A 25,728-nucleotide genomic window follows, 5' to 3' on the forward strand; every position below is an offset into this window, starting at 1 on the left:
CCACTGTCACGCATACGTGACGGGATCTTCGGATTTCCGGTAAACGATTCAGTGCCACTGTTGAGGGGTGTCACGCGGGCAGAATAGATGCCCGTAGTGGTGAGCGTAAGCGGACGAAAAGCTGATACTGTCACGCCCATGGGACAATCTACGGTGTGTCACGTGCATGAGACGATTGGTGCTCACATGCGTCACGCCCCCGGTTCCGAGGGGGTGTGGTGACCGAGCTCGCCACCCGCGCCCAGGCCTTCGGGCTGATCGCCGAGGGGGTGGCCGCGGGGCTGACCGCCCCCTGGCGCCTCTACCTCGCCCGAGGCTGCCGCTACCTGTCGCTGAGCGTCGGCGACCGCGCCGAGTGGAACGCCTGGCGTACCCACCTCGGCTGCCCGGAGTTGAGCGTCCGGGTCTACGACGCCGGCGGTGAGATCCGCCGTTCCTCGGTGGCCGAGATCGTGCTGGACGGCTGCCGGATCAGCGTCGAGTTGGTCGAGGAGGTCAGCACCGACGACCTGGACCGGCTACTCGTCGCGGATCCCACAACGATCGAGCCGGAGGAGCGATGACCGGGCTTCCGGGCCGGGCCGGGGTCGCCCGATGAGCCCGTTCCTCGCGGTATTCCTCGTCCTCGTGCTCGGCGCGACAAGCTACGCGGCCGGCCGGTTGCACGGGCAGCTCAGTTACCGCATCGGCTACCGCTTCGGCTACCGACAGGGTTACTTCGACGGTGACCGGGGCGCCTGGAACCGGCGGCGCCGCGACGCCCAGGCCGCGATCGCCTCCGCCCTGTCGGTCTCCCCGGCGGGCGTCGTCCGCTCGGCCAGCACCGTCGCCCGACCCGGCACCACGTACACCGGCTCGTCGTTCAGCGCGCCGGCCGCCCCGATCACCGGGCGGCACCCGACCGGCACGCTCGTTCGACGTACCGGTTGAGGTCGGTCGGCGACCGGCACCATCGACGCGGTGCGTCGTCCGCGGCGGACACGCACCGTCGGGGTCACGTCAGACCGGTGACAGTGACCCCAACCGGCCGGGGTGCGCGCAGGGGGCATGCATCCCGGCCGGTTCCGCCCTGCCCGCCACTGGCCTTCGTGGTGGTCAGCGGCCCGGGGAAGCCGCGTTCATCCGCCCGTCTAGGTAGATCCACGTCCGACCCCTAGCCGGAAGGGTCAGTCGGGGCTAGCGTCTAGGCATGGCACGGGGTTCTCCCGAGCCAGCCGGTCCGCCCGGATCTGCGACCTCGCGCACGGGGTTCCGCATCCGACCCCGTGTCCCCGGGCACCGGAGGAGGCGGAACACGGGTGGCGGGTGCCCATCCGTCGGAGCAGGCCTGTGACGACTCGCCGTACCACCGCCGGTGCCGACCAGAGCCCGGCCGCGACTGCCACGACCCGCCGTGCCACCCGGAGCCGCCGTTCGGCGGCCGCCGCGCCGGCCGACCCGAAGGAGCCGCGACCAGCCGGCCAGGCCTTCGTCCTGGACACTTCAGTGCTGCTCTCCGACCCGGCGGCGTTCCACCGGTTCGCGGAGCACGAGGTGGTGCTGCCCCTGGTGGTCATCACCGAACTGGAGGGCAAGCGGCACCATCCCGAGCTGGGTTGGTTCGCCCGTCAGTCGCTGCGGATGCTCGACGACCTGCGCGTCCGCCACGGCCGGCTGGACACGCCGGTGCCCGCCAACGACGTGGGCGGCACCCTGCGGGTGGAGCTCAACCACACCGACGACGGCGTGTTGCCGCCCGGTTTCCGGACCGAGAGCAACGACGCCCGGATCCTCTCCGTCGCGCTCAACCTCGCCGCCGAGGGGCGGGAGGTGACCCTGGTCAGCAAGGACATGCCGCTGCGGGTCAAGGCGGCATCGGTGGGCCTGCGCGCCGACGAGTACCGCCACGGCCAGGCCAGTGATCCGACCTGGACCGGCATGTCCGAGCTGAACCTGGGCGACGAGCAGATCGGTCGGTTGTACGCCGGCGAGACGCTCGACCTCGACGAGGCGGCCGGTCTGCCCTGTCACACCGGCCTGGTGCTGCACTCGGGGCGGGGCTCCGCGCTCGGTCGGGTGCTGCCGGACAAGTCGGTCCGGCTGGTCCGCGGCGACCGTGAGGCGTTCGGTCTGCACGGCCGCTCCGCCGAGCAGCGCATCGCCCTCGATCTGCTGCTCGACGAGTCCATCGGGATCGTCTCGCTGGGCGGCCGGGCCGGCACCGGCAAGTCGGCGTTGGCGCTCTGCGCCGGGCTGGAGGCGGTGATGGAGCGCCGCCGGCACAAGAAGGTGATCGTGTTCCGCCCGCTGTACGCCGTCGGCGGCCAGGAGTTGGGCTACCTGCCGGGCTCGGAGTCGGAGAAGATGTCGCCGTGGGCCCAGGCGGTCTTCGACACGCTCGGTGCTGTGGTGCACGAGAACGTGCTTGAGGAGGTCACCTCGCGGGGCATCCTGGAGGTGCTGCCGCTCACCCACATCCGGGGGCGCAGCCTGCACGACGCCTACGTGATCGTGGACGAGGCCCAGTCACTCGAGCGCGGGGTGTTGTTGACAGTGCTGTCCCGGATCGGGCAGGGCTCCCGGGTGGTGCTCACCCACGATGTGGCGCAGCGGGACAATCTGCGGGTCGGCCGGCACGACGGGGTGACAGCGGTCATCGAGGCGCTCAAGGGTCACCCGCTCTTCGCCCACGTCACGCTCAGCCGGTCGGAGCGGTCGCCGATCGCCGCGATGGTCACGGATCTCCTGGAGGACATCCCGATCTGACGGCGTTTATGTGGGCTTTTGTCCGCATTTTTAGTGTGGCGCAGATCACAAACAGTGCTGTTGGTTTCCCATCAGCCTCACTGTGCGCAATCGTGTCCCACGAGCGTCCACGCACCACGAGGATCGTTGGTGATCGAACGTCGCGAGGCGGACGACATCGGCGGCGGTCGGTGCGTCGCCGCGACCGGCAGACGGTCGGGGCGCTCGTGGCACGGCTGACGGTCCACCTGTGGCCGCTCCGCGCCGCGTCCGTGCCCCCGACGAAGGGACCACTTCGTGAGTCGGCTGTGGAGCCGGTTGGGCGCCCGTACGGCTGCTGTGGCGCTGCTCTCCGTGGGCGTTGCCGGCGGCTTCTACCTGGGCGAAAACCGGGAAACCCAGCAACAGGGGCTGACCGAGCAGGTCAGCCGCGAGGTCGACCAGGCCGACCTCGCGTACCAGCGCGAGCGGCAGGCCGCCCACCAGGTGCAGTTCTCCAAGCAGCGGGCCGCCGAATACCAGGCCAAGCTGCGGGCGGCCCAGGCCGCCAAGGAGGCCGCCGAGCGAGCCCGCAAGGCCGAGGCCGCCGCCGCCTCCCGCAAGCGCGAGCGGGCCGCCGCCAACGCGCCCGCCAAGCCGTACGAGGGGCCGATCCCGGCGTCCTGCGAGGAGTTCAGCGGCAACCGCAAGATCGGCTGCGCCCTGATGATCGACAAGGGCTTCGGCATCTCCGAGTTCCCCTGCCTCGAGAAGCTCTGGACCAAGGAGAGCGGCTGGAACCACAAGGCCGCCAACACCTCGTCCGGTGCGTACGGCATCCCGCAGGCCCTGCCGGGCAGCAAGATGGGGACGGTCGCCGCGGACTGGCGGACCAACCCGGCCACCCAGATCACGTGGGGGCTGGGCTACATCAAGGGCAGGTACGATTCGCCCTGCGGTGCCTGGGGTTACTTCCAGAGTCACGGCCACTACTGACGGACGTCGACGGCGGGGCGGGTGGACGACCACCCGCCCCGCCGTAGTGGGTACGCCGGTCGGCTCAGCCGGGACGCGAGTGGCGGTCGGCCGCATTTGCTGATAGCAGTTGTCACGTGACCCTGCACCCGCCAAGCGGCGACCCCAACCGGTTCGGCACCGAGGCGTTCTACGCCGCGCTCGGCCGGGCGTTCGTCGCCATGTGCGCGGTGGTCCCGTTCCTCTTCCTCATCGAGGCCGTCGACCAGGGGCTCGCGTTCGGCCTGGACGCCAACGCCGGCATCATCCCGCAGCGCATCGAAGGGTTGGACGGGGTCTTCTTCTCCCCGTTCCTGCACCACGGCTTCGACCACCTCTACAGCAACAGCATCCCGCTGATCCTGCTGGGCACCTTCGTGCTGGCGGCTGGCGCCCGCCGCTTCCTCTGGTCGACCCTGATCATCATCCTGGTCAGCGGCCTCGGCGTCTGGTTCACCGGCTCGCCCAACTCGGTGGTTGTCGGCGCCAGCGGCGTCATCTTCGGCTACCTGGGCATCCTGCTCACCCGGGGCATCGTCGAACGCAGCTGGTGGAACTTCGCGGTCTTCCTGCTTGTCGGCCTGCTCTACGGCTGGCAACTTGTCGGCATCCTCCCCACCGACGAGCGGATCTCCTGGCAGGGCCACCTGTTCGGCCTGCTCGGCGGGGTGGTGGCGGCGATCCTGTTCCGTCGTCGACGCCCGACGGTGGACGGACCGGACTACTCCGGTTCCACGCTCAGCATGCCCTGACCAATTCCCCGGCGTGGCCCCTGAGACGTGCTTGCCGGACCGCCCCCGCCCGCCTACGGTCGAGATCAGCAAGCGTTGATCCGTAAGCGGAAAGCGACGGTACGCCATGCGCGAGGTCGATATCGCCGTGATCGGGGCCGGTCCGGCCGGTCTCTTCGCCGCGTACTACGCCGGGTTCCGGGGGCTGTCGGTGGCGGTGATCGACGCGCTGCCCGAGCCCGGCGGTCAGGTCACCGCCATGTACCCGGAAAAGCTGATCCTCGACGTGGCCGGCTTCCCCGCCATCAAGGGCCGGGACCTGGTGGCCAACCTGGTCGCCCAGGCCGCCCCGTTCGCACCCCGGTACCTGCTCAACACCCGTGCCGAGAAACTCTCGTACGCCGACGGCCGCCCGGTGCTCGGTCTGGCCGGGGGCGAGCAGCTCAGCTGCGGCGCGGTCGTGATCACCGGCGGCCTCGGCAGCTTCAGCCCGCGCCCACTGCCGTGCGCCGACGGCGCTCCCGGCACCGGGATCGTCTACTTCGTCACCCAGCCGGCCGAGCTCGCCGACCGGGACGTGCTGATCGTCGGTGGTGGCGACTCCGCCTTCGACTGGGCGTTGGCGCTGCAACCACTCGCCCGATCGGTGACCCTGGTGCACCGCCGGGAAAAGTTCCGGGCGCACGCCTCGACGGTCGCCCGAGTGCTCTCCCTACCGGTACGGGTGGTGGTGAACGCCGAGGTCAGCCGCCTGATCGGGGAGGGCGCGGTGACCGCCGCCGAGGTGACCGTCCGCGGTGGTGCCACCGAAACGCTGCCGGTGGACACCGTGGTCGCCGCGCTGGGCTTCACCGCCGACCTGGGCCCGCTGGCCGAGTGGGGGCTACGGCTGGACCGCCGGCACATCCTGGTGGACAGCGCGATGGCCACCAACCTGCCCCGGGTGTTCGCCGCGGGCGACATCACCGAATACCCGGGCAAGGTGCGGCTGATCGCCACCGGCTTCGGTGAGGCGGCGACGGCGGTCAACAACGCGGCGGTGGCCATCGACCCGAGCGCACACCTTTTTCCGGGGCACTCCTCCGACGCCGGCTGACCGTCGGTATCGGACTCGGACCGACCCGTGTCCGGATCGAGACACCTCGGTCGGACCCTGAGAGGATGACCGGCCCCGAGGCACGGCACGACGGCGCACCGACGACCCTTTCCTGGCTCGGCCACCCCACCACCCTGCTCGCCCTGGTCCTGCTGCCTGTCAACGACCATGTGCTGAAGCCGGCCTTCCCCGGCCCGCTGACCGGCAAGCTGAGCGACGTCGCCGGCCTGGTGCTCGCCCCGCCGCTGGTCGCGGTGCTGCTGACCCTCCTGGTGCCGCGGTTGCCGGCTCGGGTGGCCGCGCTGAGCGGGCTGGTCGCGGTGGGCGCCGGGTTCGCGCTCGTCAAATCCAGCGGGTACGCCGCCGAGGTGGCCTCGTCGGCCTGGACCGTGCTGGCCGGGCCGTCGCTGGTCCGGGCCGACCGGACCGACCTGCTGACCCTGCCGGCGCTCGGTCTGGCCCTGTGGAGTTGGACCCGGTCACGTCGCCGACCGGTGCGCCGACGCACCGCCCGGCTGGTCCGACTGTTCGTGCTGCTGCCGCCGGCGGTGCTGGCGGTGGCCGCGACGAGCGTGCTGCACTTCCCGTACGCGGTGGGCACCGCTCTGCTCGACGGTCAGCCGGCGGTGTCGATCGGCTCGGGCTACGACAATGAGAGTTGGCCGGTTGAGCCAGCCGACGGCAAGTGGTCGGTGAGTGCGGACGGGGGGAACACCTGGCGACCCGCCGAGGTCGCCGAGGAACAGCTGTTGTCAGGGCCGGAGGTCGGGCAGCGGCAGGCGTGCGTGCCGGCCCAGCCGCAGCGGTGTTACCGGGTGGTCCCCAATCACCTGCGGGTGGAGCAGAGCGACGACGCCGGTACGACGTGGCAGGTGGCCTGGGAGGTGTCGGACACGCGTCGGGAGGCGTTCGCCCGCCGGTTCGACAGTCCGGGCGACATCAGCCAGCACTTCGCCTCCCGTGATCTGATCGTCTATCCCGCCGGCGCCGGTGGCCACGAGGTGCTTGTCGCAAACGGTCGGGACGGCTTCCTGCGCCGGGGGTCGGACGGCGGGTGGCGACGGGACGGCTTCCCCGGCCAGCGGGACACCCCGGACACCCGCTGGAACGATCCGACAGTGCTGGAACGGGGCGAGCCCGGCGACCGCCAGACCGATGTGTTGCTCGCCTTCGCGCTCGCGCTGAGCCTCGGTGTCACTGTCACAGTGCTCGCCGCCCACCTGGCGATCCGACGTGCTGGAGGGCCACGCTGGTGGGGAGTCGCCGGCAGCGGGGTGATGCTGGCCGCGGGGATCGTGCTGGCCCTGGCCTGGGAGCGCAACGACGACTACTCGACATTCGATTCCCTGATGGTCGTCGTTCTGCCGGCGTGCCTCCTGACGGCGGTGACCCTGATGGTCCGAGCCTCCTACCAGGGGGCGCTGCCCCGCTGGATCGGATGGGCCCTGGCCGGGCTCCTGCTCACCGTCGTCATGGCCGGGCTGCCGCTCATCGGTTGGCTGCACGGCACCCCGTCGCAGACCCGGTTCGCGGTGTTGCTCGCCCTGTTGGGCACGGTGCCGGGCATGCTGCTGGCCCTCCGGATCGCCGGGTTGGTCGACCCGGTCCGCGCGTTCGAGAACAGGTACCCGCCGCGCCCGCCCTATCCGCCCTACCCGAGCGCGCCCTACCCTCCGCGTCCGCCGGCGGCGTCTGATCTGCCGTACCCGAGCGCGCCCCACCCTCCGCGTCCGCCGGCGGCGTCCGATCCGCCCTACCCGAACGCACCCCACCCTCCGCGCCTACCGGCGGCACCTGACCCGCCTCCGCCGCAGCTCCGGCCGCCCTACCCGGCGCAGCTCCCGCCGGACTGACCGTTCGGCGACGCCCCGGTCAGCGGCGGGCCGGTGGTGCCAACGCCGCGATCAGCACCGCCACCATTGTCAGCGCGGCACCGAGCAGGGTGTTCAGGCCCGGGTGGGAGGCCGCCGTGGGCAGCACCAGGTCCAGCAGGACCGCCCCCACGATCTGGCCGGCGATCGTGGCCAGGCCGAGCAGCAGTACCCCGGTGAACCGCACGATCGCGGCGGCGATCGCGATGAACACGATGCCGATCGGGCCGCCCAGGTAGAGCCACGGCTCGCTCGGCAGGTGACCGGTCGGCCAACCGCGTACCGCGAGGTCGATGGCGAACGCCACGAGCAGGGTGACGGTGCCGACGGCGAAGTTGACGAGTGTCGCGGTCAACGCGCTGTCGGCCGCCGCCCGGACCCGCCCGTTCACCGCCTGCTGCCAGGCGGTGCCCATCCCGGCGACCAGCGGCAGCAGGGCCAGCGCCAGCGTGCCCGGGGTGCCGAGCCGGTCGCCGACCGCCAGGCCGACAGCGAGCACGGTGAGCGCCGCGCCGGCCAGCCGTTGCCGGGTCACCGGCTGTCGACCGGTCGGACCGATGCCGGCCCGGTCCACGGCGAGGCTGCTACCGGACTGACCGGCGACCACGGCCACGGTGAAGACCGCGACGCCCAGCGTGCCGATGGTGAGGCCCTGGGAGGCCACCAGGAATGCGCCGCACATGCCACCGAGGCACTGCCACGGCCGCAGCGTGCCAGTGGTGAGCGCACGCCGCACCCGGATCAGGCCCCGCCGTCCGGCCGCGGTGGCGGGCACCAGCACCAGGAGCACCAACAGGCCGATGCCGAACGAGATGATCGCGGCGGCGAAGCCGTCGCCGAGGCGTACTCCCAACTCGCCGTTGATCCGGGACTGCAACGCCACCGCGACCCCGGAGACGGACGCCAGCGCGACGCCGGTGATCCGGCGGGCGGCCGACAGGCTCTGCGGTGTTTCCGTGTGGACGGCTGTCACTCCTGCTCGGCCAACGGACGACCGTCGAAGTCGACAGCGGAGTAGAGCGCCAACTTCTCCAGCCGGTGGTACGAGTCGATCACCCGGATGGTGCCGCTCTTCGACCGCATCACGATCGACTGGGTGTACGCGCCGCCGGCCCGGTACCGCACCCCGCGCAGCAGGTCCCCGGAGGTCACCCCGGTCGCCACGAAGAAGCAGTTGTCCCCGGTGACCAGGTCGTCGGTGCCCAGCACCCGGTCCAGGTCGTGCCCGGCGGCGAGCGCCTTCTCCCGCTCCTGCTCGTCGCGCGGCCAGAGTTTGGCCTGCATCGCACCGCCCATGCACTTCAGGGCGCAGGCGGAGATGATGCCCTCCGGCGTGCCGCCGATGCCCATCAGCACGTCGACCTCCGACTCGCCCCGGGCGGCCGCGATGGAGCCCGCGATGTCACCGTCGGAGATGAACCGGATGCCCGCCCCGGTCCGGCGGATCTGGGTGACCAGGTCGTCGTGGCGGCTGCGGTCCAGCACGCAGACCGTGACCTCGGAGACGTCGGTGCCCTTGACCTTGGCGATCCGGCGCAGATTTTCGGCCACCCCGGCGTTGATGTCCACCACGTCGGCGTACGCCGGCCCGACGGCGAGCTTCTCCATGTAGAAGACGGCGCTGGGGTCGAACATGGCGCCCCGTTCGGAGACGGCCAGCACCGCGACGGCGTTCGGCATGCCCTTGCTCATCAGCGTGGTGCCGTCGACCGGGTCGACGGCGACGTCCACCTCGGGGCCGGTGCCGTCGCCGACGTGTTCGCCGTTGAAGAGCATCGGGGCGTTGTCTTTTTCGCCCTCACCGATCACCACCACGCCGCGCATCTGGATCGAGTTGATCAGCTTGCGCATGGCGTCGACGGCCGCGCCATCGCCGCCCTCCTTGTCTCCCCGACCCACCCACCGACCGGCCGCCATCGCGGCGGCCTCGGTGACCCGGACCAGGTCGAGGGCGAGGTTACGGTCGAGATCCTGTGGGATCCGCGTCCTGGTGTTCGTCATGACGGCTGCTCCTCCTCGCGACGGTGCGGGGACGGCCGGCGGCGGAGCGGACCCGCTGCCGGCTTTGTCGCTGATCCTCACACGATGGCCGACCGGGCGTCGGCGCGGGGCGGTGATGGCCTGGATACCGCCGGTCGGGCGGCTGCGAAGATGGTGGGGTGGAACCCGCACAGCCTGCCGACCGCGTACCCGCCGACCGCACGCCACCCGACGGTCAGCCGCCGGTCGACGCCGAGCCCGCCGCGACCGGTCCGACGGCGCCGGCCACCGGCGAGCCGGCCCTTGTCGCCGGTGAGTCGTCTCCGTCTGCCGACGAGCCGGCCCATGTCGTCGGTGGCTCGTCTCCGGCTGCCGGCGAGCCGGCCCTCGTCGCTGGTGAGCGAGCGCCGGCTGCTGGTGAGCCGGCGCCGGACCCGTCGGCGCGGCCTTCGGTCGCCCGACCGGGTGATGCCGCCGATGCCACGGGGACCGGTGAGCGGCCCGCCCCACCGCCACGGGTGGCTGCGGCGTCGACCAAGGCCGAGCGCTCGCCCAAGGACATGGCGATCTCGCTGTTGGTGCTGCTGATCCCGATCGCGCTGCTGCTGGCGTTCTACAGGGGTTTCCTCGGCGGCGACCAGCCCACCACTGTCGATGCGGCCCCGGCGATCGAGCAGGCGCGCTCGGCGAACACCTTCCCGGTGAGTGAGCCGCAGGGGCTTGGCTCCGGCTGGCGTACGGTCAGCGCCCGCTACCAGACCGTCGAGGGCGGCGCGAACCTGCGGATCGGCTACCTGACGCCGGAGGGGCGGGGTGTCCAGCTGCTGCAGAGCAACGTCCCCGCAGAGCGACTGCTCCCCGTCGAGCTGACCGACCAGAGTCAGCCACAGGGTCCGACGGAGCTGGCCGGGCGCACCTGGCAGCGCTACACGGCCCGGGGGAACCAGCAGGCGCTGGTTCTGCTGGAACCGACCCGCACAGTGCTCGTCGTCGGTGACGCCCGGGACAACGAGCTGCGCGAACTCGCTGGCGCGCTGCGCTGACAGCCTGAGATCGATACGCCCCCGCATCGCCGGGCGGGATCCGTTACGCTCCCTCGGCTCGGTCCGGTCCGCACGATGCGGCCGGGCCATGTCCATCCTGGTGAAGTGAGATCTCAGTGAACATTCGACGGTGGAGCTTCGGCTTCCTCGCCGCCACCCTGCTCGTCCCCGGCCTGGCCGCGTGCAAGTCCGACGCTGCCGAGCCGGCCGCCGCATCCAGCCCGGCCGCGCCGGCCGTGCCGGCCGACCCGAAGGAGGCGCTGCTCGCCTCCACGAAGGAGGCCGCCAAGGGCGACTTCACCTTCACGCTGGCGGGCGCCAACCTGGCCGGCAGCGGCCTGGTGCACAAGCCGAGCAACAGCGCGCAGTTGACCATGAAGCTGGGCGACGCCTCCCAGGACGTGTCGATGGAGATGGACCTCATCTACATCGACTCGGAGAGTTGGGTGAAGTTGGACGTCGGCGGTGCCATGGCCGCCATGGTCCCCGAAATGGCGAAGAACAAGGGCAAGTACCAGCACCTCGACAAGACCAAGGTCAAGGGCATCAAGGACCTCCAGCTCGACCCGGAGGCGCTCGACCCGACCGACAGCGAGACGCTGGTCAAGGCCGTGACGGACGTGCAGAAGACCGGCGAGGGCACCTACGCCGGCAAGATCGACATCAGCGCCTCCGCCGAGTCGGTCGCTCTCGACGAGGATGTCGTCACCGCGCTGGGCGCGCAGGCCAAGGCGCTGCCGTTCACCGCCAAACTGGACCCGCAGGGTCGCCTCACCGAGTTGGTCATCTCGGTGCCGGCCGCCGGCGAGACCGCCGCGCACGACATCAAGATCGGGTACGCCGGCTACGGCGCCGGCACCGGCGCGAAGAAGCCGCCGGCGGACAAGGTCGTCGAGGCCTCGGCCGCGACGTACGAGATGTTCAAGTAGATCGGCACGACGGATCGGGGTGGCCCTGGGCCACCCCGATCCCGCTTTTCGGGGCAGGTTGGCGCGAGCAACCGGACGATAAGGGTGATTGTTCGACGCGTCGACTGGGAACAAGGAGGGAGTGACCCGGGCGCGTTGCTCGGCCCGGATCGCGCGGCGCGGCCGACGGTGCTGCCGCGTCGCCCGGTGTCCGGCGCCGTCAAGGTGGTCGGGTGACCCTCTTGGGAGACACATATGACTGTTCGACGACTCAGCGCCGGCCTGCTGGCCGCCGCCCTGATCACGCCCGCGCTGGCCGCCTGCGCCAGCGGCGGAAACGGCACCACCGGCTCGACCGCCGCCCCGACGGTGACCGCGTCCGGCACGGCGGCCCCCTCCGGTGCCCCGGCGGCTGGTGACGCCAAGCAGGCGCTGCTCGACTCCACCAAGGCGATCAGCAACGGAAACTTCCGGTTCACCCTCGCCGGTGCCGGCTCCACGGCCGAGGGGCAGGTGCACCAGCCGAGCCAGAGCGCGGCGATGAAGTTCGCCATCGGCGGCCCCTCATCCGACCTCGCGATGAAGCTCGACGTGATCCACTTCAAGCCGGACAGCTGGGTGAAACTGGAGCTGACCGGACCGACCGCCGACAGCCTGCCCGCCATCAAACAGCTCAACCTCGGCAAGTACCAGCACCTGGACCAGGCCCGGATCAAGGGCAACCGCAACCTCGGCTTCGACTTCGACAAGGTCGACCCGGCCGGCAGCGCGGTGCTGACCCAGGGCATCACCGAGGTCCGCAGCACCGGCACCGGCGCGTACGCGGGCACCATCGACATCACCAAGGCCGCCGAGGCGGGCTCGCTGAACGCGGCCACGATCGCCGCGCTGGGCACCCAGGCGAAGACGGTCCCGTTCACCGCGAAGGTGGACCCGCAGGGCCGGCTCAGCGAACTGGTGCTGCAGTTGCCAGCCGCCGGGCAGACCGCCGCCCAGGAGATCAAGATGACGTACTCCGACTACGACGCCGCCACCGCCGCGCAGAAGCCGCCAGCGGACCAGGTCGTCGAGGCGCCGGCCGAGCTGTACAGCCTGTTCAACAACTGACCTGACCGCGTGGGGCGGCTCCGGCCGCCCCACCGGCGGTCGGTCAGGACCCGGGCTCCGGCCGGGCGGCGTCGATGCGTGCCCGCGCGCCGTCCAGCCAGCGTTGACAGATCACCGTCAGCGCCTCACCACGCTCCCAGAGCGCCAGCGACTCCTCCAGGGACGTGCCGCCGGCCTCCAGCCGTTCGACCACCGACGCCAGCTCGGCGCGGGCCTGCTCGTAACTGAGCCGCTCGTCCGGCCCGGCATCCTTCTCGTCGCTCATCGCACCCATCCCACCACACCGGCGGCGGGCTGCCCGGCCGCGGGTCCGCCTGCCGGCCGGCGCGTCGTGGCACGCGAGACGTCCCGTCCGAGCGCGATCCGATCCGCACCGCTGACTGCGACCTCGCGGGGCGCAGTCGCCCCGAGGTTGATCTCGACGTCGCAGTCCATCAGTCGAACTCGTTCAGGAGGTCGTCGTGCTGCCGGACTGGCTCCTGCCGTCCCTGCACGTCCTCCGTCGGGCCTATCCGGACGGCCTGCCGGAGAAGGACTACCTGCCACTTCTCGTCGTGATGTCCGAGGATTTCTCCGAACGAGGGCTTGCCCGCCTGGTCGCGGAGTTCGTCGACGGTGAGGTAGTGGTCGTGGAGAACGATGCCGCTGCGGCGCTGAGCACCCGACGGCCACTGCCGGCGGAGGTGGAGCGCGTTCGGGCTCACCTGGCCGCATCGGGTTACGAGCCGGACGTGTGACACGGGCGGGGATGCCCAGGCTCAGCCGTCGACGGTCGCGCTCAGCTCGCCCTCGGCGAGGCGTACCCGCAGGGGGTCGCCCTTGCCCACCTCGGCCGCCGCGCGCACCACGTGGCCGTCCGTGCGCTGCACGATCGCGTACCCCCGGTCGAGGGTGGCGGCGGGGGAGAGCGCGCGCAGCCGGGCGAGGGTGTGCCGCAGATCATCGTCGGCGGCGGTGAGCCGGTGATCCAGGCAGCGGCCGGCCCGCTGGCGCAGCGCGGCCAGCTCGGTGGCCCGATGCTCCACCATCACCTGCGGGCGGGCCAGCACCGGCCGCGACCGCAGCCCGTCGAGCCGGTGCGTCTCCCGGTCCACCAGGTTGCGGACCGCCCGTTCGAGGCGGTGCCGGGCCTGGCCGATGAGGCGTACCTCCTCGGTGAGGTCGGGGACGATCCGCTTGGCCGCGTCGGTGGGGGTGGAGGCCCGCAGGTCGGCGACGTAGTCGATGAGTGGCGCGTCGGTCTCGTGGCCGATGGCGCTGACCACCGGGGTACGGCAGGCGAAGACGGCCCGGCAGAGCGCCTCGTCGGAGAAGGGGAGCAGGTCCTCGATGCCGCCACCGCCCCGGGCGATGACGATCACGTCGATGCTCTCGTCGGCGTCGAGCACCTTCAGCGCCGCGACGATGTCGGGCACCGCGGCGGCCCCCTGTACGGCCACGTTGACGGTGCGGAACTCCACCGCCGGCCAGCGCCGCCGGGCATTGGTCAGCACGTCCCGCTCGGCGGCCGACGCACGGCCCGTGATCAGCCCGATCCGGTTGGGGAGGAACGGCAGCCGACGCTTACGCGTCCGGTCGAAGAGCCCTTCGGCGGCGAGCAGCTTCTTGAGCTTCTCCAACCGGGCCAGCAGCTCACCGAGCCCCACCTGGCGGATCTCGTCGGCGCGCAGGCTCAGGGTGCCCCGGGCGGCGTAGAACTCCGGCTTGGCGTGCAGCACCACGCGGGCACCCTCGCGCAGCTCCGGGGCGCCGGCGTCCAGTACGTCCCGGTTGGTGGTGACGGTCAGGCTCAGGTCGGCCGACGGGTCACGCAGGGTGAGGAAGACGGTGCCGGCCCCGGGGCGGCGGCTGATCTGCGCCACCTGCCCATCCACCCACACCCAGCCCAGCTTGGCGATCCATGCCCCCACCTTCTGCGACACGACCCGAACGGGCCAGGGCTCCTCAGCGCTGCTCCGGGCCCCGCCCCCAGCCCCAGTCCCCACCCCAGCCCCCAAGCTCACCCGCCCACCCTACGACCCGGCCCGCCTGACCCGTCGATCATGAAGTTATTGCCCTCTGTGTCGGCGTGTCGCAGCGCTAACTTCATGATCGACGAAGGTGGGGGTGGGTTCGGGGTGGGGTTGTGGTGTGGTGGCCGTTGGGGGGTTGGCACGTACGATGGGTGGGTGACTGAGGCTGAGGCGACTCTCCGGACCGGCAAGCGCGTGCTCCTGGCGAAGCCGCGCGGCTACTGCGCCGGCGTGGACCGCGCGGTGCAGACCGTCGAGGAAGCACTGAAGCTCTACGGCGCCCCGATCTACGTGCGCAAGCAGATCGTGCACAACAAGCACGTGGTGCAGACCCTGGAGGCCCAGGGCGCGATCTTCGTGGAGGAGAACGAGGAGGTGCCGGAGGGGTCCACCGTCATCTTCTCCGCGCACGGCGTCGCCCCCGAGGTCTACGAGCAGGCCAGGCAGCGCTCGCTGAAGGCGATCGACGCGACCTGCCCGCTGGTCACCAAGGTGCACCACGAGGCGAAGCGGTTCGCCGCCGAGGACTACGACATCCTGCTCATCGGCCACGAGGGGCACGAGGAGGTCGTCGGCACCGCCGGTGAGGCCCCCGCGCACATCCAACTTGTCGACGGGCCGGACGGCGCTGACAAGGTCACCGTCCGCGACCCGGAGAAGGTGGTCTGGCTCTCCCAGACCACGCTCTCGGTCGACGAGACGCTGGAGACGGTGGCCCGGCTCAAGCAGCGGCTGCCGCTGCTGCAGTCCCCACCCAGCGACGACATCTGCTACGCCACCTCCAACCGGCAGCACGTGGTCAAGGAGATCGCCCCCGAGTGCGACGTGGTGATCGTGGTCGGCTCGACGAACTCCTCCAACTCGGTCCGACTGGTCGAGGTCGCCCTGGACGCGGGCGCCCGCGCCGGTCACCTTGTCGACTTCGCCCACGAGATCGACGACGCCTGGCTGGAGGGGGCCAACACTGTCGGCCTGACCTCCGGCGCGAGCGTCCCGGACGACCTGGTCCAGGAGGTGCTCGCCTACCTCGCCGCCCGGGGCTTCGCCGACGTCGAGGAAATCACCACCGCGAACGAGCGGCTCACGTTCTCCCTCCCGCAGGAGCTGAAGCGGGACATGAAGGCAGCGGCGGCGCGCGGCTGATCGCGGGAACGAAGTCGACCCGGCGTACGTCAGATCCGGCATGAGGACCTTTCGGCTCGCCGTCTCCGCGCTGACCATCTGCGTGGCGCTGAGCGCCTGCGGCAGCGGGAACGCCGGAGGCGGCACCCCCACTGCGACCCCGCCGGCAACGCCCACGGAGACGCAGCCGGTGACCAGCCCGACCACCACCGACCCGACCACCACCGCCCCGAGCAGCACGCCGTCGATCGTCGACCCCGCCCCGAGCAGCACGCCGTCGATCGTCGACCCCGCCCCGAGCAGCACGCCGTCGCGGCCGAAGCCGGGCGGTCCGAGCACGCCCCCGGGGGTTCGGGCCACCACCCTGAGCGGCGTCGTGCGGGCCGGGGTGGAGCCAAAGTGCGTCCTGCTCGACGGCTACCTGCTGCTCGGCGGGCCGCGGGACGTGCTCACCCCGGGCACGCGGGTGGAGGTCACCGGCCGGGCCGAGCCCGGCATGATGACCACCTGTCAGCAGGGCACCCCGTTCGTCGTGTCGAACGCCAACCGCTCCTGACCGGCGCCGATTAGCGGGCCGTGACCTCGTCGTCTGCCGGATCGGCAAGCTCGGGTGCCTGCGGCTGTCGGGGCGTCAACTCGACCTGCGCGGGCGTGGCCAACTCCTCGTCCGACACGCCCAACTCGGCGAGCTTACGGGCGCTGACCAGCACCCGGGCCTCCAACGAGCCGACCGCCCGGTTGTACGCGGTCACCGCCCCGGCCAGCGACGACCCGAGCTTGCCCACGTGGTCGCCCAGGGTGGAGAGCCGACCGTAGAGCTCGCGGGCGAGGGTGTGCACAGCGAGCGCGTTGCGGGCCAGCGCCTCCTGCCGCCACGAGTAGGCGACAGTGCGGAGCAGGGCGACGAGCGTCGCCGGCGTGGCAAGCACCACGTTGCGGGTGAAGGCGTGCTCCAGCAGCGTCGGGTCACGCTGGAGTGCGACGTCGAGGAACGGATCGGCGGGGACGAACAGCACCACGAACTCCGGCGAGTTGTCGAACGCCGACCAGTACGACTTGGCCGCCAGCGCGTCGACGTGCCCCCGCAGGTGCCGGGCGTGCGCGTCGAGGTGGGTGTCGCGACCACGCTCGTCCCGGGCCTCCATGGCCGTCAGGTACGCGTCGAACGGCGCCTTGGCGTCCACCACCACCGATCGGCCGCCGTGCAGCCGGACCACCAGATCCGGTCGGACCACCTGCTGGTCGGTGGCGGCGGTGACCTGCTCGGCGAAGTCGCAGTGCTCCAGCATCCCGGCCGCCTCGACGATCCGGCGCAGCTGGTGCTCACCCCACCGCCCGCGCACCTGCGGCGCGCGCAGCGCCGCCACCAGTTGCTTGGTCTCGGTGCGCAGCTCACCGGAGACGGCGGTCATCGACCGGACCTGCTCACGCAGCTCGGCGTACGCGTCGACCCGGTCGTGTTCCAGCTCGGCCACCCGCTGCTCGTAGCGACGCAGGGTGTCGTGCAGCGGCGCGACCGCCCGGGCCACCGCCTCCTGAGACTGCGCGGTGGCCTCGTAACCCAACGCCCGCATCGACTGCTCCAGCCGGCCCTCGCCCTCCCTGGTGGCGGCCAGGGTGGCATCGAGGCGGGCGATGTCCGCTGCCGAACGGGACCGGGCCGCGAGCCAACCCACCGCGCCGCCGGCACCGAGGCACACGATCACGACGAGCAGCGTCGAGACGTCCATCACCGGAGCTTGCCAGACCGGTACGACGTGCGGGCCGGGGGTACGTTCGTTGTCATGGAACTTGTGCTCTGCCTCGCCGTCGTGCTGGTTGGCGCGTTGGGTGCCGCGGCGCTCGTCCGCGCCCAGGCCAGTGCCCGCCAACGCACCGCGCTCGGCGACGCCCGTGCGGAGGCGCAGCGGTGGTACGAGCGTCTCGGCGGCCAGTTGATGAACCTGCACGGTGACGAACCAGCGGTCCGCCAGGCGCTTGCCGACGCCGGTGAGCGGTACAACGCGGCCGGCTCGCAGTTGGAGCAGGCCCGTACGCCGCACCAGTTCGGGTTGGCCCGGGAAACCGCGCTGGAAGGGCTGGCGTACATCCGGGCGGCGCGTACCGCGCTGGGTATCGACCCGGGCCCGGAGGTGCCGACGCTGGCCGCCGCCCGCGGCGTGGGGCAGCTCACCAAGGAGCGCGAGGTCGACGTGCAGGGGCAGACCTTCCGCGCCGGCCCGCAGCCCGGCCGGGACACGCCCTACTACTACCCCGGTGGGCGTTATCAGGGTCGGCCGGTGCCGGCCGGTTGGTACTCGACGCCGTGGTGGAAGACGGCACTGGGCGCCGGCGCCGGTGTGCTCGGCGGCATCCTGATCGCCGACGCGCTGTTCTCGCCGGCCTTCGCCGACCCCGGGTACGGCTATGACGCCGGCTACCAGGAGGGCTTCGGGGACGGTTTCGACCAGGGCGGCGACGGCGGCGACCAGGGTGGGGACTTCGGCGGCAGCGACCAGGGTGGGGACTCCGGCGGGGATTACGGCGGCGGGGACTACGCCGCTGGCGACTTCGGCGGTTTTGGGGACTTCGGTGGCGGCGATTTCGGTGGTGGCGATTTCGGTGGTGGCGACTTCTAACCTGCCCAGTCGGTCGATCATGGAGTTGTGGTGCCCCGCAAAAGCCTCTTACGAGGGCGAAGCGGCCACCACAACTCCATGATCGACTAGGTCGACGGTCGGTTCTGCCTGGTCAGCCGGTGTTGCGCATCCCGGCGGCGATGCCGTTCACAGTGGTGAGCAGTGCCCGCTCCAGGGCGGTGCCGTCGCTCGGCGCGCGTCGGCCGCCAGGTGCGGTGGCCACCGCCCGGCCGGCGGCACCGGACTCCCGGTACTGCCGCAGCAGCGCCACCTGGAGATGGTGCAGCGGCTCCAGGTAGGTGTCGCGTACGGCCAGGGTGCGCTGGAGCACCGGCGAGTTTTCCAGCAGGGCGGGCGAGGCGGTCACCGCCAGCACCTCCCGCTTGGTCAGCTCGTACTCCTGCTCGATCTGTTCGAAGATCGGGTGCAACTTCTTCGGCACCAGGGTCTCGACGTACCGGCGGGCGATGCTCAGGTCGGTCTTTGTCACCATCATCTCGACGTTCGACAGGAACGTACGGAAGAAGTGCCAGTTGCGGTGCATCTCGGCGAGCACGTCCGCCAGGCCTGCCTCGCGGGCGGCGGCCAGCCCGGAACCCACGCCGAACCAACCAGGCACGATCTGCCGGGTCTGCGTCCACCCGAACACCCATGGAATGGCCCGCAGGCCGGAGAGCCCCGCGCCGGTGTTCGGGCGCTTCGCCGGCCGGGAGCCGATGTTCAGCGCGCCGAGCAGCTCGGTGGGGGTGGAGGCCCAGAAGTACGCCGGCAGGTCCGGGTCCTCGACGAGCGAGCGGTAGGACCGGTACGCCGACTCGGAGACCACGTCCATTGTGGCGTCCCAGCGCTCCAACATCTCGGCCGGCTGCCGTGGTGCGGTGTGCAGCAGGGTCGCCTGGAGCACAGCGGCGAGGGTGAGTTCCAGGTTCTCCCGGGCCAGTGACGGCAGGGTGTACTTGTCGGAGATCACCTCGCCCTGCTCGGTCACCTTGATCGCGCCGTCCAACGTGCCGTACGGCTGAGCCAGGATCGCCTCGTGCGTCGGGCCGCCGCCGCGCCCGACCGTGCCACCCCGGCCGTGGAACAGCCGCAGGTGCACCCCGTGTCGGGCGGCCACGTCGCGCAACGCGCGCTGCGCCCGGTGGATCGACCACTGGCTGGTGGTGATCCCGGCTTCCTTGTTCGAGTCGGAGTAGCCGAGCATGACCTCCTGCACGTCGCCGCGGGCGCTCACCAGGGCCCGGTACGCGGGCAGCGACAGCAGGTCGTCGAGGAGTTCGCCGCCGGCGTTCAGCTCGGCCGGGGTCTCCAGCAGCGGCACGAACCCGATCCGGGCCCGCCCGCTGTGCACGTCCACGAGGCCGGCCTCGCGGGCCAGCACCACAGCGGCCAGCACGTCGTCGATACCCATTGTCATCGAGATGATGTACGACTCGATGACCTCGGTGCCGAACCGGTCCTGGGCCTCCCGGATCGTGCTGAACACGTCGAACGTCTTGCGGGTGGGCTCGGTGAGGGGCGTGTCGAGGGTGGAGAGCGGTCGGCGGCCGGTCAGCTCGTCGGCCAGCAGCTTGGTGCGTTCCAGCCGGGTCAGCGCCGGATAGTCGGAGACCTCGCCGACGGCCTCGTAGAGCTGGGCGAGCACCGCGTGGTGTGCCTCGGCGTGCTCCCGGACGTCCATGGTGGCCAGGTGCAGGCCGAACGCGGAGACCGTGCGGATGGTGGAGGCCAGCCGGCCGACGGCGGTGAGCTGCCCGGAGTTGCGGGCCAGCGAGGCGCGCAGCAGGTCCAGGTCGGCGATCAGCTCGGCGGAGCCCCGGTAGTCCCGGCCCGGTACGTGCGCGGTGCCCTGCCGCAGCCGCTGCCGGGTGTTGGCGAGCTTCGCCTTCACACAGCGTGCCTTGAGCCGGTACGGCTCCTCCGCGTTGACCCGCCGGAACCGCGTCGCCACCTCGGGCAGCGCGTCCAGGTCGGCGGCGAGGCTGGCGGAGAGGTCCAGGGACACCCCGCGCAGCCGGCGGGAGACGGAGACCTCGTTGATGAGGTGGTCCATCGCCTTCTCGGTGGCCGCGATGCCGTGCTCGTGTTGGATGGTCAGCACCTCGCGGGTGACCGCCGGGGTGACGAACGGGTTGCCGTCGCGGTCGCCGCCGATCCAGGTGCCGAAGCTCAGCGGCCGGGCCGTCGGTGACGTCTCCACGCCGAGGGTGCGCAGCGTGTCGGCCAGGTCGTCGAGCACCTGCGGGGCGGCCTCGGCGTAGAGGTCGCGCAGGTAGTAGATGGCGTTGCGGGCCTCGTCGGTCGGGTCCGGCCGGTCGAGGCGCAGCTCGTCGGTCTGCCACATCAGATCGAGCAGCTCGGCCAGCCGGCGGTTGGCCGGGCCCTCGTCGCTGGCGCCGTAGAGGATCGCGTTTGCGGTCTCGGTGTCCAACTCGTCGGCGATCGCCCGCAGCTTGGACAGGATCGAGCGGCGGGCCGCCTCGGTCGGGTGGGCGGTGAAGACCGGGCGCACCGCCAGCCGACGGGCCGCGTTGGCGATCTCCTCGGCCGGCACCCCGCGCTCGGCGATCATCTTGGCGGCCTGGTCCAGCCAGCCGCCCTGCATCGCGCGGCGGCGGCGCAGATCCCGCGCCCGGTGCACCTGCTCGGTGATGTTCGCCAGGTGGAAGTAGGTGGAGAAGGCGCGGGCCAGCTTGGTGCCGGTGGTGACGTCGAGCCCGCCGAGGCGGTGGGCGGCTGCCGGAACGTCGCTGCGGACCTGGGCGCGGATCTCCTCGACGAGGTCGAGGAGTGGTCGGCCCTCCTGGCGGGCCAGCGTCTGCCCGAGCAGGGTGCCGAGCCGGCGGATGTCGGCACGCAGCGCGGCGTCGGGGCCGTCGTGGTCGTGCTGGTCAGTCACGGTGCGCTCCCTCACGTGGTTACGAAGGACAGCGCTGTCCGACTTACTGGATGGTATCCGCGCGCACCGGGTGTCTGGAGGGCCCCCTGGTGATCCACTGTCGCCGAGGCGGCGTTTTCGGGCGTGATCTCAACCACCGTGCCGGTTGGCAGCGGCGTCCGGACGGGGCGATCCGTGGTGGGCGGCGGCCCGGCGACCGCGGACGACGCTGGCGCTGACCAACCCGACGATGCCGAGCGCCGTCCAGAGCGCGAGGGCGGTCGCGGGCCAGCCGGCGGACCGCCAGTCGAAGTACACAGCCGCCTTGGTCAGGTCGTTGGCGAGCCCGGGGATGTTCCAGCGGTGCATGCCGCGCAGCACCCCGGGCAGGAACTCCGGCGCGTAGATGCCACCGGAGCCGGGGTTGCCGAGCACCACCAGCAACAGGATGACCAGCGCGGTGCCCGCGACGCCGAGCCAACCCTGGATGGCGCTGGCGAACATCGCGGCGGCGAAGACGGCCAGCGCGCCGACAGCGGCGATCGTCGGTACGTCGTGCTGCCAGATGTCCAACACCGGCCCGACCACTATCGCGCCGGCGATGCCGAGCAGCACGCTGTAGACCGCCAGGGCGGCGATGCGGAGGCCCGCCCGACGCGCCGTCCGTGGGGTGGTGCCTGCGGAGATCCCGAGCACCGTCGAGGCCAGGTAGCCGCCGAGTACGTACCCGACGTTCAGGTAGAAGGGCACCACCCCGCGCGGGTCGTCCGGGGTGACCGGCACCTGGTCGACGACCTGCAACGGGGTGCCGGCGCGGGTGGCCGCGGTGCTGAGGACCTCCCTGATCGCGCTGGTGGCCGAGGGGCCGGAGGCGCTCGCGACGGTGAGGCGCAGGCCGTTGTCGGGGCCGCTGCTGAGCACGGCGTACACCGCCCGGCTGAGCAGGCCGTGCTCGGCGGCGGGCGGGTCGTCGTACTCGATGGGTTCGAGGATGTCGGTCTGCTCGCGCACGGCGTCGAGCGTCGCCCGCGCGCGTTGGTCGCCGGCGACGACGCCGATCGGCAGGTCGTGGGGTGTGGGTTTGTGCAGTGCCCCGACGTAGGCCGCGATGAACGCGGTGGCCAGCGCGAGCGTGCCGATGAGCAGCCCGATGCTGCGCGGCGCCCAGTCACGGTCGGGCCTTTGCGGTGCTTCATCCACATGAGGAGCCTAATGTCCGTTCGGTGAACGGCAGGACCGAAACCGGTTGGCCGGGTGGTTAGCCTTCGATCATGGGGACACCGATCTATCCACCGAAACCACGGCCGGGCGACCGGGTCGCGGTCGTCTCACCCTCCGCCGGCCTGCCGGGACTCTTCCCGCACGTGTACGAGTTGGGAGTGCGCCGCCTGCGCGACGAGTTCGGCCTGGAGCCGGTGGAGTACCCGACGACCCGGGCCATCGGTGCGGACCCGCGCGACCGGGCCCGCGACCTGACCGCCGCGTTCGCCGACCCGAGCATCACCGCCGTGCTCGCCACGGTCGGCGGCGACGACCTGATCACGGTCACCCCGCACCTCGACGACGACGTGCTGCGGGCCAACCCCAAGCCCTACTTCGGCTACTCCGACAACACCAACGTGCTCAACCACCTGTACCGGCTGGGCATCGTCGCCTACCACGGCGGATCGGTGCTGGTGCACCTCGGTCGGCCGGGCGCACCGCACCCGTTGACCTTCGCGTCGCTGCGCGCGGCCCTGTTCAGCAGCGACTGGTACGAGCTGACGCCCGCCCGGGAATGGGGTGACCGGCCGAACCCGTGGACCGAGCCGGAGACGCTGGCGTACGAGCCGGAGATGCTGCCCGGCGAGGGTTGGCGCTGGCAGGGGCCGCAACGGGTGGTGCGGGGACGCACCTGGGGCGGCAACCTGGAGATCCTGCACTGGCTGTCGGCCGCCGACCGGGTGCCGACCGCCGCCGAACTGACCGGGTCTGTGCTGGTCATCGAGACCTCCCAGGAGATGCCGAGCGCCCAGGAGGTGTTCCGGATCGTGCGGAACATGGGGGAGCGGGGCCTGCTCGCCGCCTTCCCCGCCGTCCTGGTCGGCCGCCCCAAGGCGTGGGACTTCGGCAAGCCGCTGACGGTGCCGGAACGACAGGCGTGGGGCGAGGCGCAACGGGAGGCGATCACGCGGGCGCTCACGCCGTACAACGCCGACGCGGTGGTGGTCTTCGACGTCGACCTCGGCCACACCGACCCGCAGGTCATCGTCCCGTACGGAGGGGAGATCCGGGTGGACGCCGTCGAGCGCCGGATCTCGGTGCGCTACTGACACCGGCCGCGCCCGGCGTTCGCGCAATTTTCTTCAAGACCGGGACGCCCCCGCGATTCGAAGATGGTTCACGTCGGTTCGGAGGGCGTCCACGTGGGTGGGTGTCGAAGCCGGGTACGCGGACCTTTTCGGGGAGGCCCGACTCCCGGCCGGCCCTCCGGTGCGACCGTTCGGGCGGAGGTCGCGCGGTGTCGAGCCGCGAGACCTCCCGCGGACGCGGTCACGCCTTCGTGGTCGCTCGTCCCGCTCGGGCTCCCTCCGCGGACGGCGTGAGCAGGCGGCGCAGCCGGGCCGGCGGGTGGCCCACCTGCTCCCTGACCACCCGGGTCAGGTGCGCCTGGTCGGCGAACCCGTACTCGTTGGCGAGCGCACCGAGCGGACGTCCGTCCGGCTCGGCGAGAGTGTCCAGCACCTCCCGCACCCGAAGCCGGTTGCGGTAGGCGGTCAGACTGCTGCCGGTCATCCGCTGGAACACCCGGCTGAGGTGGTGCGGTGAGCTGCCGACCTCCCGGGCCACCTCGTTCAGGCCGAGCGTGTAGTCCGAGCCCGCCAGCACCTCCCGGGCCCGATCGGCAAGCCGCCGGTGCGCGGCGAGCGTCGCCGGCCGCCGACGTACCGAACGATCGACCTCGTCGCCCGCCGTGTCGGTGCCGAGGGCACTGTGCCGCAGCAGGTGCGCCAGGAACCGATGCAGCCGCTCGGCCATCTCGAAGCCGTCCACCCCACGCCGGAACTCGGCGACCAACAGCCGGTGCGCGAGGTCCAGCGCGGCGTCCGAGGCACCGGACCAGCCGTCCTTGCGCAGCCAACCCGCCGCGTCCGACCGTTCCGCCAGCACCGTCGGATCGATCTCCAGGCAGGTGTACGAGTCACCGCACCCGAAGGGGTGCGCGACGGACAGCTCGTCACCGGGGCGGGTCAGCAGCACCGACGTGGCATCGGACAACTCGACGTGACCGTTGAGCCGGCGCCGGTACACCCCGGAGCGCCCCAGCAGGACCTGGTGACGGCCCACCGCGGCCGGCTCCGTCCAGCCGTGGTTCTCGACGATGCACCGCACCTGGTAGATCAGCATCCCGGGGGGATGACCCAGGACCCGCCACCGGGCGGGGGTGGTACGGCGACGCGGATCACTGCCGACTCCCTCGGCGGGCATCGTTCCTCCTGACGGTTGGGGGTTGGGCGGCGTCAGGGGTTGAGGACGGCGAAGGCGCGGACCGGGAAGGTGCCCATACCGGCCACCATCGGCGGGGCCGCGGTGAACCGGAAGCCGGTCGGCGGCAGCGCGTCCAGGCCGGTCAGGTGCTCCACGATCGGGATGCCGGCGGCGAGCAGCGTGCTGTGCGCGGGGCGTTCGCCGCCGGCCGCCGGGGTCATGTCGTCGATGTTGATCGAGTCGATGCCGACCAGTGCCGCACCCGCGTCGGCCAGCGCCCGGGCGGCGTCCCCGGTCAGGTACGGCGCCTCCGGCGCGCCGTACCGCTCGGTGCCGAAGTGCGCATCCCACCCGGTGTGCAGCAGCACCGCGCGCCCGGTCACCTCGTACGGGGCGAGCATCAGCCGATCCACCGCTCGGGTGCCGGCCGGCACCCGGACCACCACCCCAGGTAGGTCGGCGAGGCGGTCCAGCGACATCCCGGTCAGGTCGTCGGCACCGGACCAGCGGTGGGCGGGAGTGTCCACGTACGTGCCGGTGTTGGCGAGCAGGTCGATCCGCGCGACGTGGAACTCGGTGCCCGGCGCGTACCGGTCCCGGGACGCCGCGAAGGTCAGCCAGTCGGTGATCCGGGGGCCGGGCCAACCGGGCAGGGTCGTCATCCCTTCGCTGATCACGTGGCTCAGCTCGACCAGTCTGCGGCCGGGAGTGGGCTGATCGACCGTCACGCCCCGGCCACCCTTGTGCGGCTCCTGAATGATCGACTTTTCGCTGATCCGGACCTCGGCGACCATCAGCAACCCGAGATGCCTGACGAACAACGCCGCCAGGTCTTCGTCGGTGATCTCCCGCCCCGGGATGTCCAGCCGGAATCCCTCGGTACGCAGCCCTCCGCCGTTGGCGAAGCTCACCTCCGCGTCGAACTGTGCCCGCCACTGCTCACTCATCCCCCAACCCGAACACGCTGACCGGCGGCGGTCAAGATCCGCGCGTCGATGATGGCTGGGGCCACGGTCGGCGGGCTTCGTGCGCCGGGATGCTCGGCCGAAGGTCGTCCCGCCCCCAAGATCGCGCAAGAACCAGGAAGTAGTGGTGACGACGCGTCGGCGAGGCCACTACATCCAGGATTGAGCACGATCATGGCGTGGGGCGTGGGGCGTGGGGCGTGGGGCGTGGG

The 25,728-nt window shown here is 71.6% G+C and carries 24 protein-coding genes; 15 read left to right on the forward strand and 9 right to left on the reverse strand.

The window, feature by feature from the left end; translation table 11 throughout:
* The first annotated feature begins 218 nt into the window (after positions 1-218).
* The 7 genes from AB0B86_RS13955 (at position 219) to AB0B86_RS13985 (ending at position 7,397) form a co-directional block, all read left to right on the forward strand.
* Positions 219-563: a hypothetical protein gene (locus tag AB0B86_RS13955; RefSeq protein ID WP_354995764.1), complete on the forward strand. Its 345-nt coding sequence runs from the start codon at positions 219-221 to the stop codon at positions 561-563.
* A 31-nt stretch (positions 564-594) separates the two neighbouring features.
* Positions 595-930: a hypothetical protein gene (locus AB0B86_RS13960; RefSeq protein ID WP_357076516.1), complete on the forward strand. Its 336-nt coding sequence runs from the start codon at positions 595-597 to the stop codon at positions 928-930.
* A gap of 399 nt (positions 931-1,329) precedes the next feature.
* Positions 1,330-2,745: a PhoH family protein gene (locus AB0B86_RS13965; protein ID WP_357403609.1), complete on the forward strand. Its 1,416-nt coding sequence runs from the start codon at positions 1,330-1,332 to the stop codon at positions 2,743-2,745.
* Between the two features lie 276 nt (positions 2,746-3,021).
* Positions 3,022-3,699: a lytic transglycosylase domain-containing protein gene (locus tag AB0B86_RS13970; protein ID WP_357418045.1), complete on the forward strand. Its 678-nt coding sequence runs from the start codon at positions 3,022-3,024 to the stop codon at positions 3,697-3,699.
* A 116-nt stretch (positions 3,700-3,815) separates the two neighbouring features.
* Entirely contained in the window at positions 3,816-4,469 is a 654-nt protein-coding gene (locus tag AB0B86_RS13975; RefSeq protein WP_357403605.1) for a rhomboid family intramembrane serine protease, read from the forward strand.
* A 106-nt stretch (positions 4,470-4,575) separates the two neighbouring features.
* On the forward strand, positions 4,576-5,544 hold the full coding sequence (locus AB0B86_RS13980; protein ID WP_357403603.1) for an NAD(P)/FAD-dependent oxidoreductase: 969 nt from the start codon (positions 4,576-4,578) through the stop codon (positions 5,542-5,544).
* Positions 5,545-5,609: 65 nt separating this feature from the next.
* Entirely contained in the window at positions 5,610-7,397 is a 1,788-nt protein-coding gene (locus tag AB0B86_RS13985) for a hypothetical protein (protein ID WP_357403601.1), read from the forward strand.
* A gap of 19 nt (positions 7,398-7,416) precedes the next feature.
* Here the strand turns inward: AB0B86_RS13985 and AB0B86_RS13990 are convergent, their stop codons facing one another.
* A complete protein-coding gene (locus AB0B86_RS13990) occupies positions 7,417-8,355 on the reverse strand; it encodes a DMT family transporter (protein ID WP_357403757.1) in 939 nt (312 codons plus the stop codon).
* Between the two features lie 29 nt (positions 8,356-8,384).
* A complete protein-coding gene (gene glpX, locus AB0B86_RS13995; protein ID WP_355027794.1) occupies positions 8,385-9,416 on the reverse strand; it encodes a class II fructose-bisphosphatase in 1,032 nt (343 codons plus the stop codon).
* A 158-nt stretch (positions 9,417-9,574) separates the two neighbouring features.
* On the opposite strand from glpX, the gene AB0B86_RS14000 reads away from it, so the two are divergent.
* The 3 genes from AB0B86_RS14000 (at position 9,575) to AB0B86_RS14010 (ending at position 12,453) form a co-directional block, all read left to right on the forward strand.
* Positions 9,575-10,438 carry a DUF4245 family protein gene (locus tag AB0B86_RS14000; protein ID WP_357403598.1) on the forward strand — a complete coding sequence of 288 codons (864 nt, stop codon included), beginning with the start codon at positions 9,575-9,577 and terminating at the stop codon, positions 10,436-10,438.
* Positions 10,439-10,554: 116 nt separating this feature from the next.
* Complete coding sequence (locus AB0B86_RS14005) at positions 10,555-11,367, forward strand: hypothetical protein (RefSeq protein WP_357403596.1); 813 nt, start codon at positions 10,555-10,557, stop codon at positions 11,365-11,367.
* Between the two features lie 234 nt (positions 11,368-11,601).
* A complete protein-coding gene (locus AB0B86_RS14010; RefSeq protein WP_357403594.1) occupies positions 11,602-12,453 on the forward strand; it encodes a hypothetical protein in 852 nt (283 codons plus the stop codon).
* 43 nt (positions 12,454-12,496) lie between these two features.
* On the opposite strand, the gene AB0B86_RS14015 is transcribed toward AB0B86_RS14010, so the two are convergent.
* Positions 12,497-12,718: an exodeoxyribonuclease VII small subunit gene (locus AB0B86_RS14015; protein WP_357403592.1), complete on the reverse strand. Its 222-nt coding sequence runs from the start codon at positions 12,716-12,718 to the stop codon at positions 12,497-12,499.
* A 196-nt stretch (positions 12,719-12,914) separates the two neighbouring features.
* Here AB0B86_RS14015 and AB0B86_RS14020 point away from each other — a divergent pair, with 196 nt between their 5' ends.
* Positions 12,915-13,190 (forward strand): DUF3349 domain-containing protein, encoded by a 276-nt coding sequence (locus AB0B86_RS14020; protein ID WP_357403590.1) that lies wholly within the window; start codon positions 12,915-12,917, stop codon positions 13,188-13,190.
* 21 nt (positions 13,191-13,211) lie between these two features.
* Here AB0B86_RS14020 and xseA read toward each other — a convergent pair whose 3' ends face one another.
* Positions 13,212-14,438 (reverse strand): exodeoxyribonuclease VII large subunit, encoded by a 1,227-nt coding sequence (gene xseA, locus AB0B86_RS14025; RefSeq protein WP_357418121.1) that lies wholly within the window; start codon positions 14,436-14,438, stop codon positions 13,212-13,214.
* 183 nt (positions 14,439-14,621) lie between these two features.
* On the opposite strand from xseA, the gene AB0B86_RS14030 reads away from it, so the two are divergent.
* Both AB0B86_RS14030 and AB0B86_RS14035 read left to right on the forward strand, forming a co-directional pair.
* Positions 14,622-15,608: a 4-hydroxy-3-methylbut-2-enyl diphosphate reductase gene (locus AB0B86_RS14030; protein ID WP_357403586.1), complete on the forward strand. Its 987-nt coding sequence runs from the start codon at positions 14,622-14,624 to the stop codon at positions 15,606-15,608.
* A gap of 40 nt (positions 15,609-15,648) precedes the next feature.
* Positions 15,649-16,143, forward strand: coding sequence for a hypothetical protein (locus AB0B86_RS14035; RefSeq protein WP_357403584.1), 495 nt, complete (start codon positions 15,649-15,651; stop codon positions 16,141-16,143).
* A gap of 10 nt (positions 16,144-16,153) precedes the next feature.
* Here the strand turns inward: AB0B86_RS14035 and AB0B86_RS14040 are convergent, their stop codons facing one another.
* Positions 16,154-17,317, reverse strand: coding sequence for a DNA recombination protein RmuC (locus tag AB0B86_RS14040; RefSeq protein ID WP_357403582.1), 1,164 nt, complete (start codon positions 17,315-17,317; stop codon positions 16,154-16,156).
* A gap of 54 nt (positions 17,318-17,371) precedes the next feature.
* Between AB0B86_RS14040 and AB0B86_RS14045 the strand changes: the two genes are divergently transcribed.
* On the forward strand, positions 17,372-18,205 hold the full coding sequence (locus AB0B86_RS14045) for a hypothetical protein (RefSeq protein WP_357403580.1): 834 nt from the start codon (positions 17,372-17,374) through the stop codon (positions 18,203-18,205).
* A gap of 112 nt (positions 18,206-18,317) precedes the next feature.
* Here AB0B86_RS14045 and ppc read toward each other — a convergent pair whose 3' ends face one another.
* Together ppc and AB0B86_RS14055 are read right to left on the reverse strand one after the other, a co-directional pair.
* Entirely contained in the window at positions 18,318-21,104 is a 2,787-nt protein-coding gene (gene ppc / locus AB0B86_RS14050) for a phosphoenolpyruvate carboxylase (protein ID WP_357403578.1), read from the reverse strand.
* 129 nt (positions 21,105-21,233) lie between these two features.
* Positions 21,234-22,283: a hypothetical protein gene (locus AB0B86_RS14055; RefSeq protein ID WP_357403576.1), complete on the reverse strand. Its 1,050-nt coding sequence runs from the start codon at positions 22,281-22,283 to the stop codon at positions 21,234-21,236.
* A gap of 71 nt (positions 22,284-22,354) precedes the next feature.
* On the opposite strand from AB0B86_RS14055, the gene AB0B86_RS14060 reads away from it, so the two are divergent.
* Entirely contained in the window at positions 22,355-23,395 is a 1,041-nt protein-coding gene (locus tag AB0B86_RS14060) for a S66 peptidase family protein (protein ID WP_357403573.1), read from the forward strand.
* Between the two features lie 220 nt (positions 23,396-23,615).
* Here the strand turns inward: AB0B86_RS14060 and AB0B86_RS14065 are convergent, their stop codons facing one another.
* Together AB0B86_RS14065 and AB0B86_RS14070 are read right to left on the reverse strand one after the other, a co-directional pair.
* On the reverse strand, positions 23,616-24,551 hold the full coding sequence (locus tag AB0B86_RS14065) for an AraC family transcriptional regulator (RefSeq protein WP_357403571.1): 936 nt from the start codon (positions 24,549-24,551) through the stop codon (positions 23,616-23,618).
* 32 nt (positions 24,552-24,583) lie between these two features.
* The gene (locus AB0B86_RS14070; protein ID WP_357418049.1) at positions 24,584-25,498 is read right to left on the reverse strand and encodes a cyclase family protein; all 915 of its coding nucleotides are present in this window, start codon (positions 25,496-25,498) and stop codon (positions 24,584-24,586) included.
* Positions 25,499-25,728 lie beyond the last annotated feature (230 nt).

The sequence above is a fragment of the Micromonospora sp. NPDC049047 genome (assembly GCF_040649135.1).
Lineage (GTDB): Bacteria > Actinomycetota > Actinomycetes > Mycobacteriales > Micromonosporaceae > Micromonospora.

Coding starts and splice junctions, on each gene's coding strand:
- AB0B86_RS13960 (WP_357076516.1), top strand. CDS start 595: ATGAGCCCGTTCCTCGCGGTATTCCTCGTCCTCGTGCTCGGCGCGACA.
- AB0B86_RS13980 (WP_357403603.1), top strand. CDS start 4,576: ATGCGCGAGGTCGATATCGCCGTGATCGGGGCCGGTCCGGCCGGTCTC.
- AB0B86_RS13985 (WP_357403601.1), top strand. CDS start 5,610: ATGACCGGCCCCGAGGCACGGCACGACGGCGCACCGACGACCCTTTCC.
- glpX (WP_355027794.1), bottom strand. CDS start 9,416: ATGACGAACACCAGGACGCGGATCCCACAGGATCTCGACCGTAACCTC.
- AB0B86_RS14010 (WP_357403594.1), top strand. CDS start 11,602: ATGACTGTTCGACGACTCAGCGCCGGCCTGCTGGCCGCCGCCCTGATC.
- AB0B86_RS14015 (WP_357403592.1), bottom strand. CDS start 12,718: ATGAGCGACGAGAAGGATGCCGGGCCGGACGAGCGGCTCAGTTACGAG.
- AB0B86_RS14035 (WP_357403584.1), top strand. CDS start 15,649: ATGAGGACCTTTCGGCTCGCCGTCTCCGCGCTGACCATCTGCGTGGCG.
- AB0B86_RS14040 (WP_357403582.1), bottom strand. CDS start 17,317: ATGGACGTCTCGACGCTGCTCGTCGTGATCGTGTGCCTCGGTGCCGGC.
- AB0B86_RS14045 (WP_357403580.1), top strand. CDS start 17,372: ATGGAACTTGTGCTCTGCCTCGCCGTCGTGCTGGTTGGCGCGTTGGGT.
- AB0B86_RS14060 (WP_357403573.1), top strand. CDS start 22,355: ATGGGGACACCGATCTATCCACCGAAACCACGGCCGGGCGACCGGGTC.
- AB0B86_RS14065 (WP_357403571.1), bottom strand. CDS start 24,551: ATGCCCGCCGAGGGAGTCGGCAGTGATCCGCGTCGCCGTACCACCCCC.
- AB0B86_RS14070 (WP_357418049.1), bottom strand. CDS start 25,498: ATGAGTGAGCAGTGGCGGGCACAGTTCGACGCGGAGGTGAGCTTCGCC.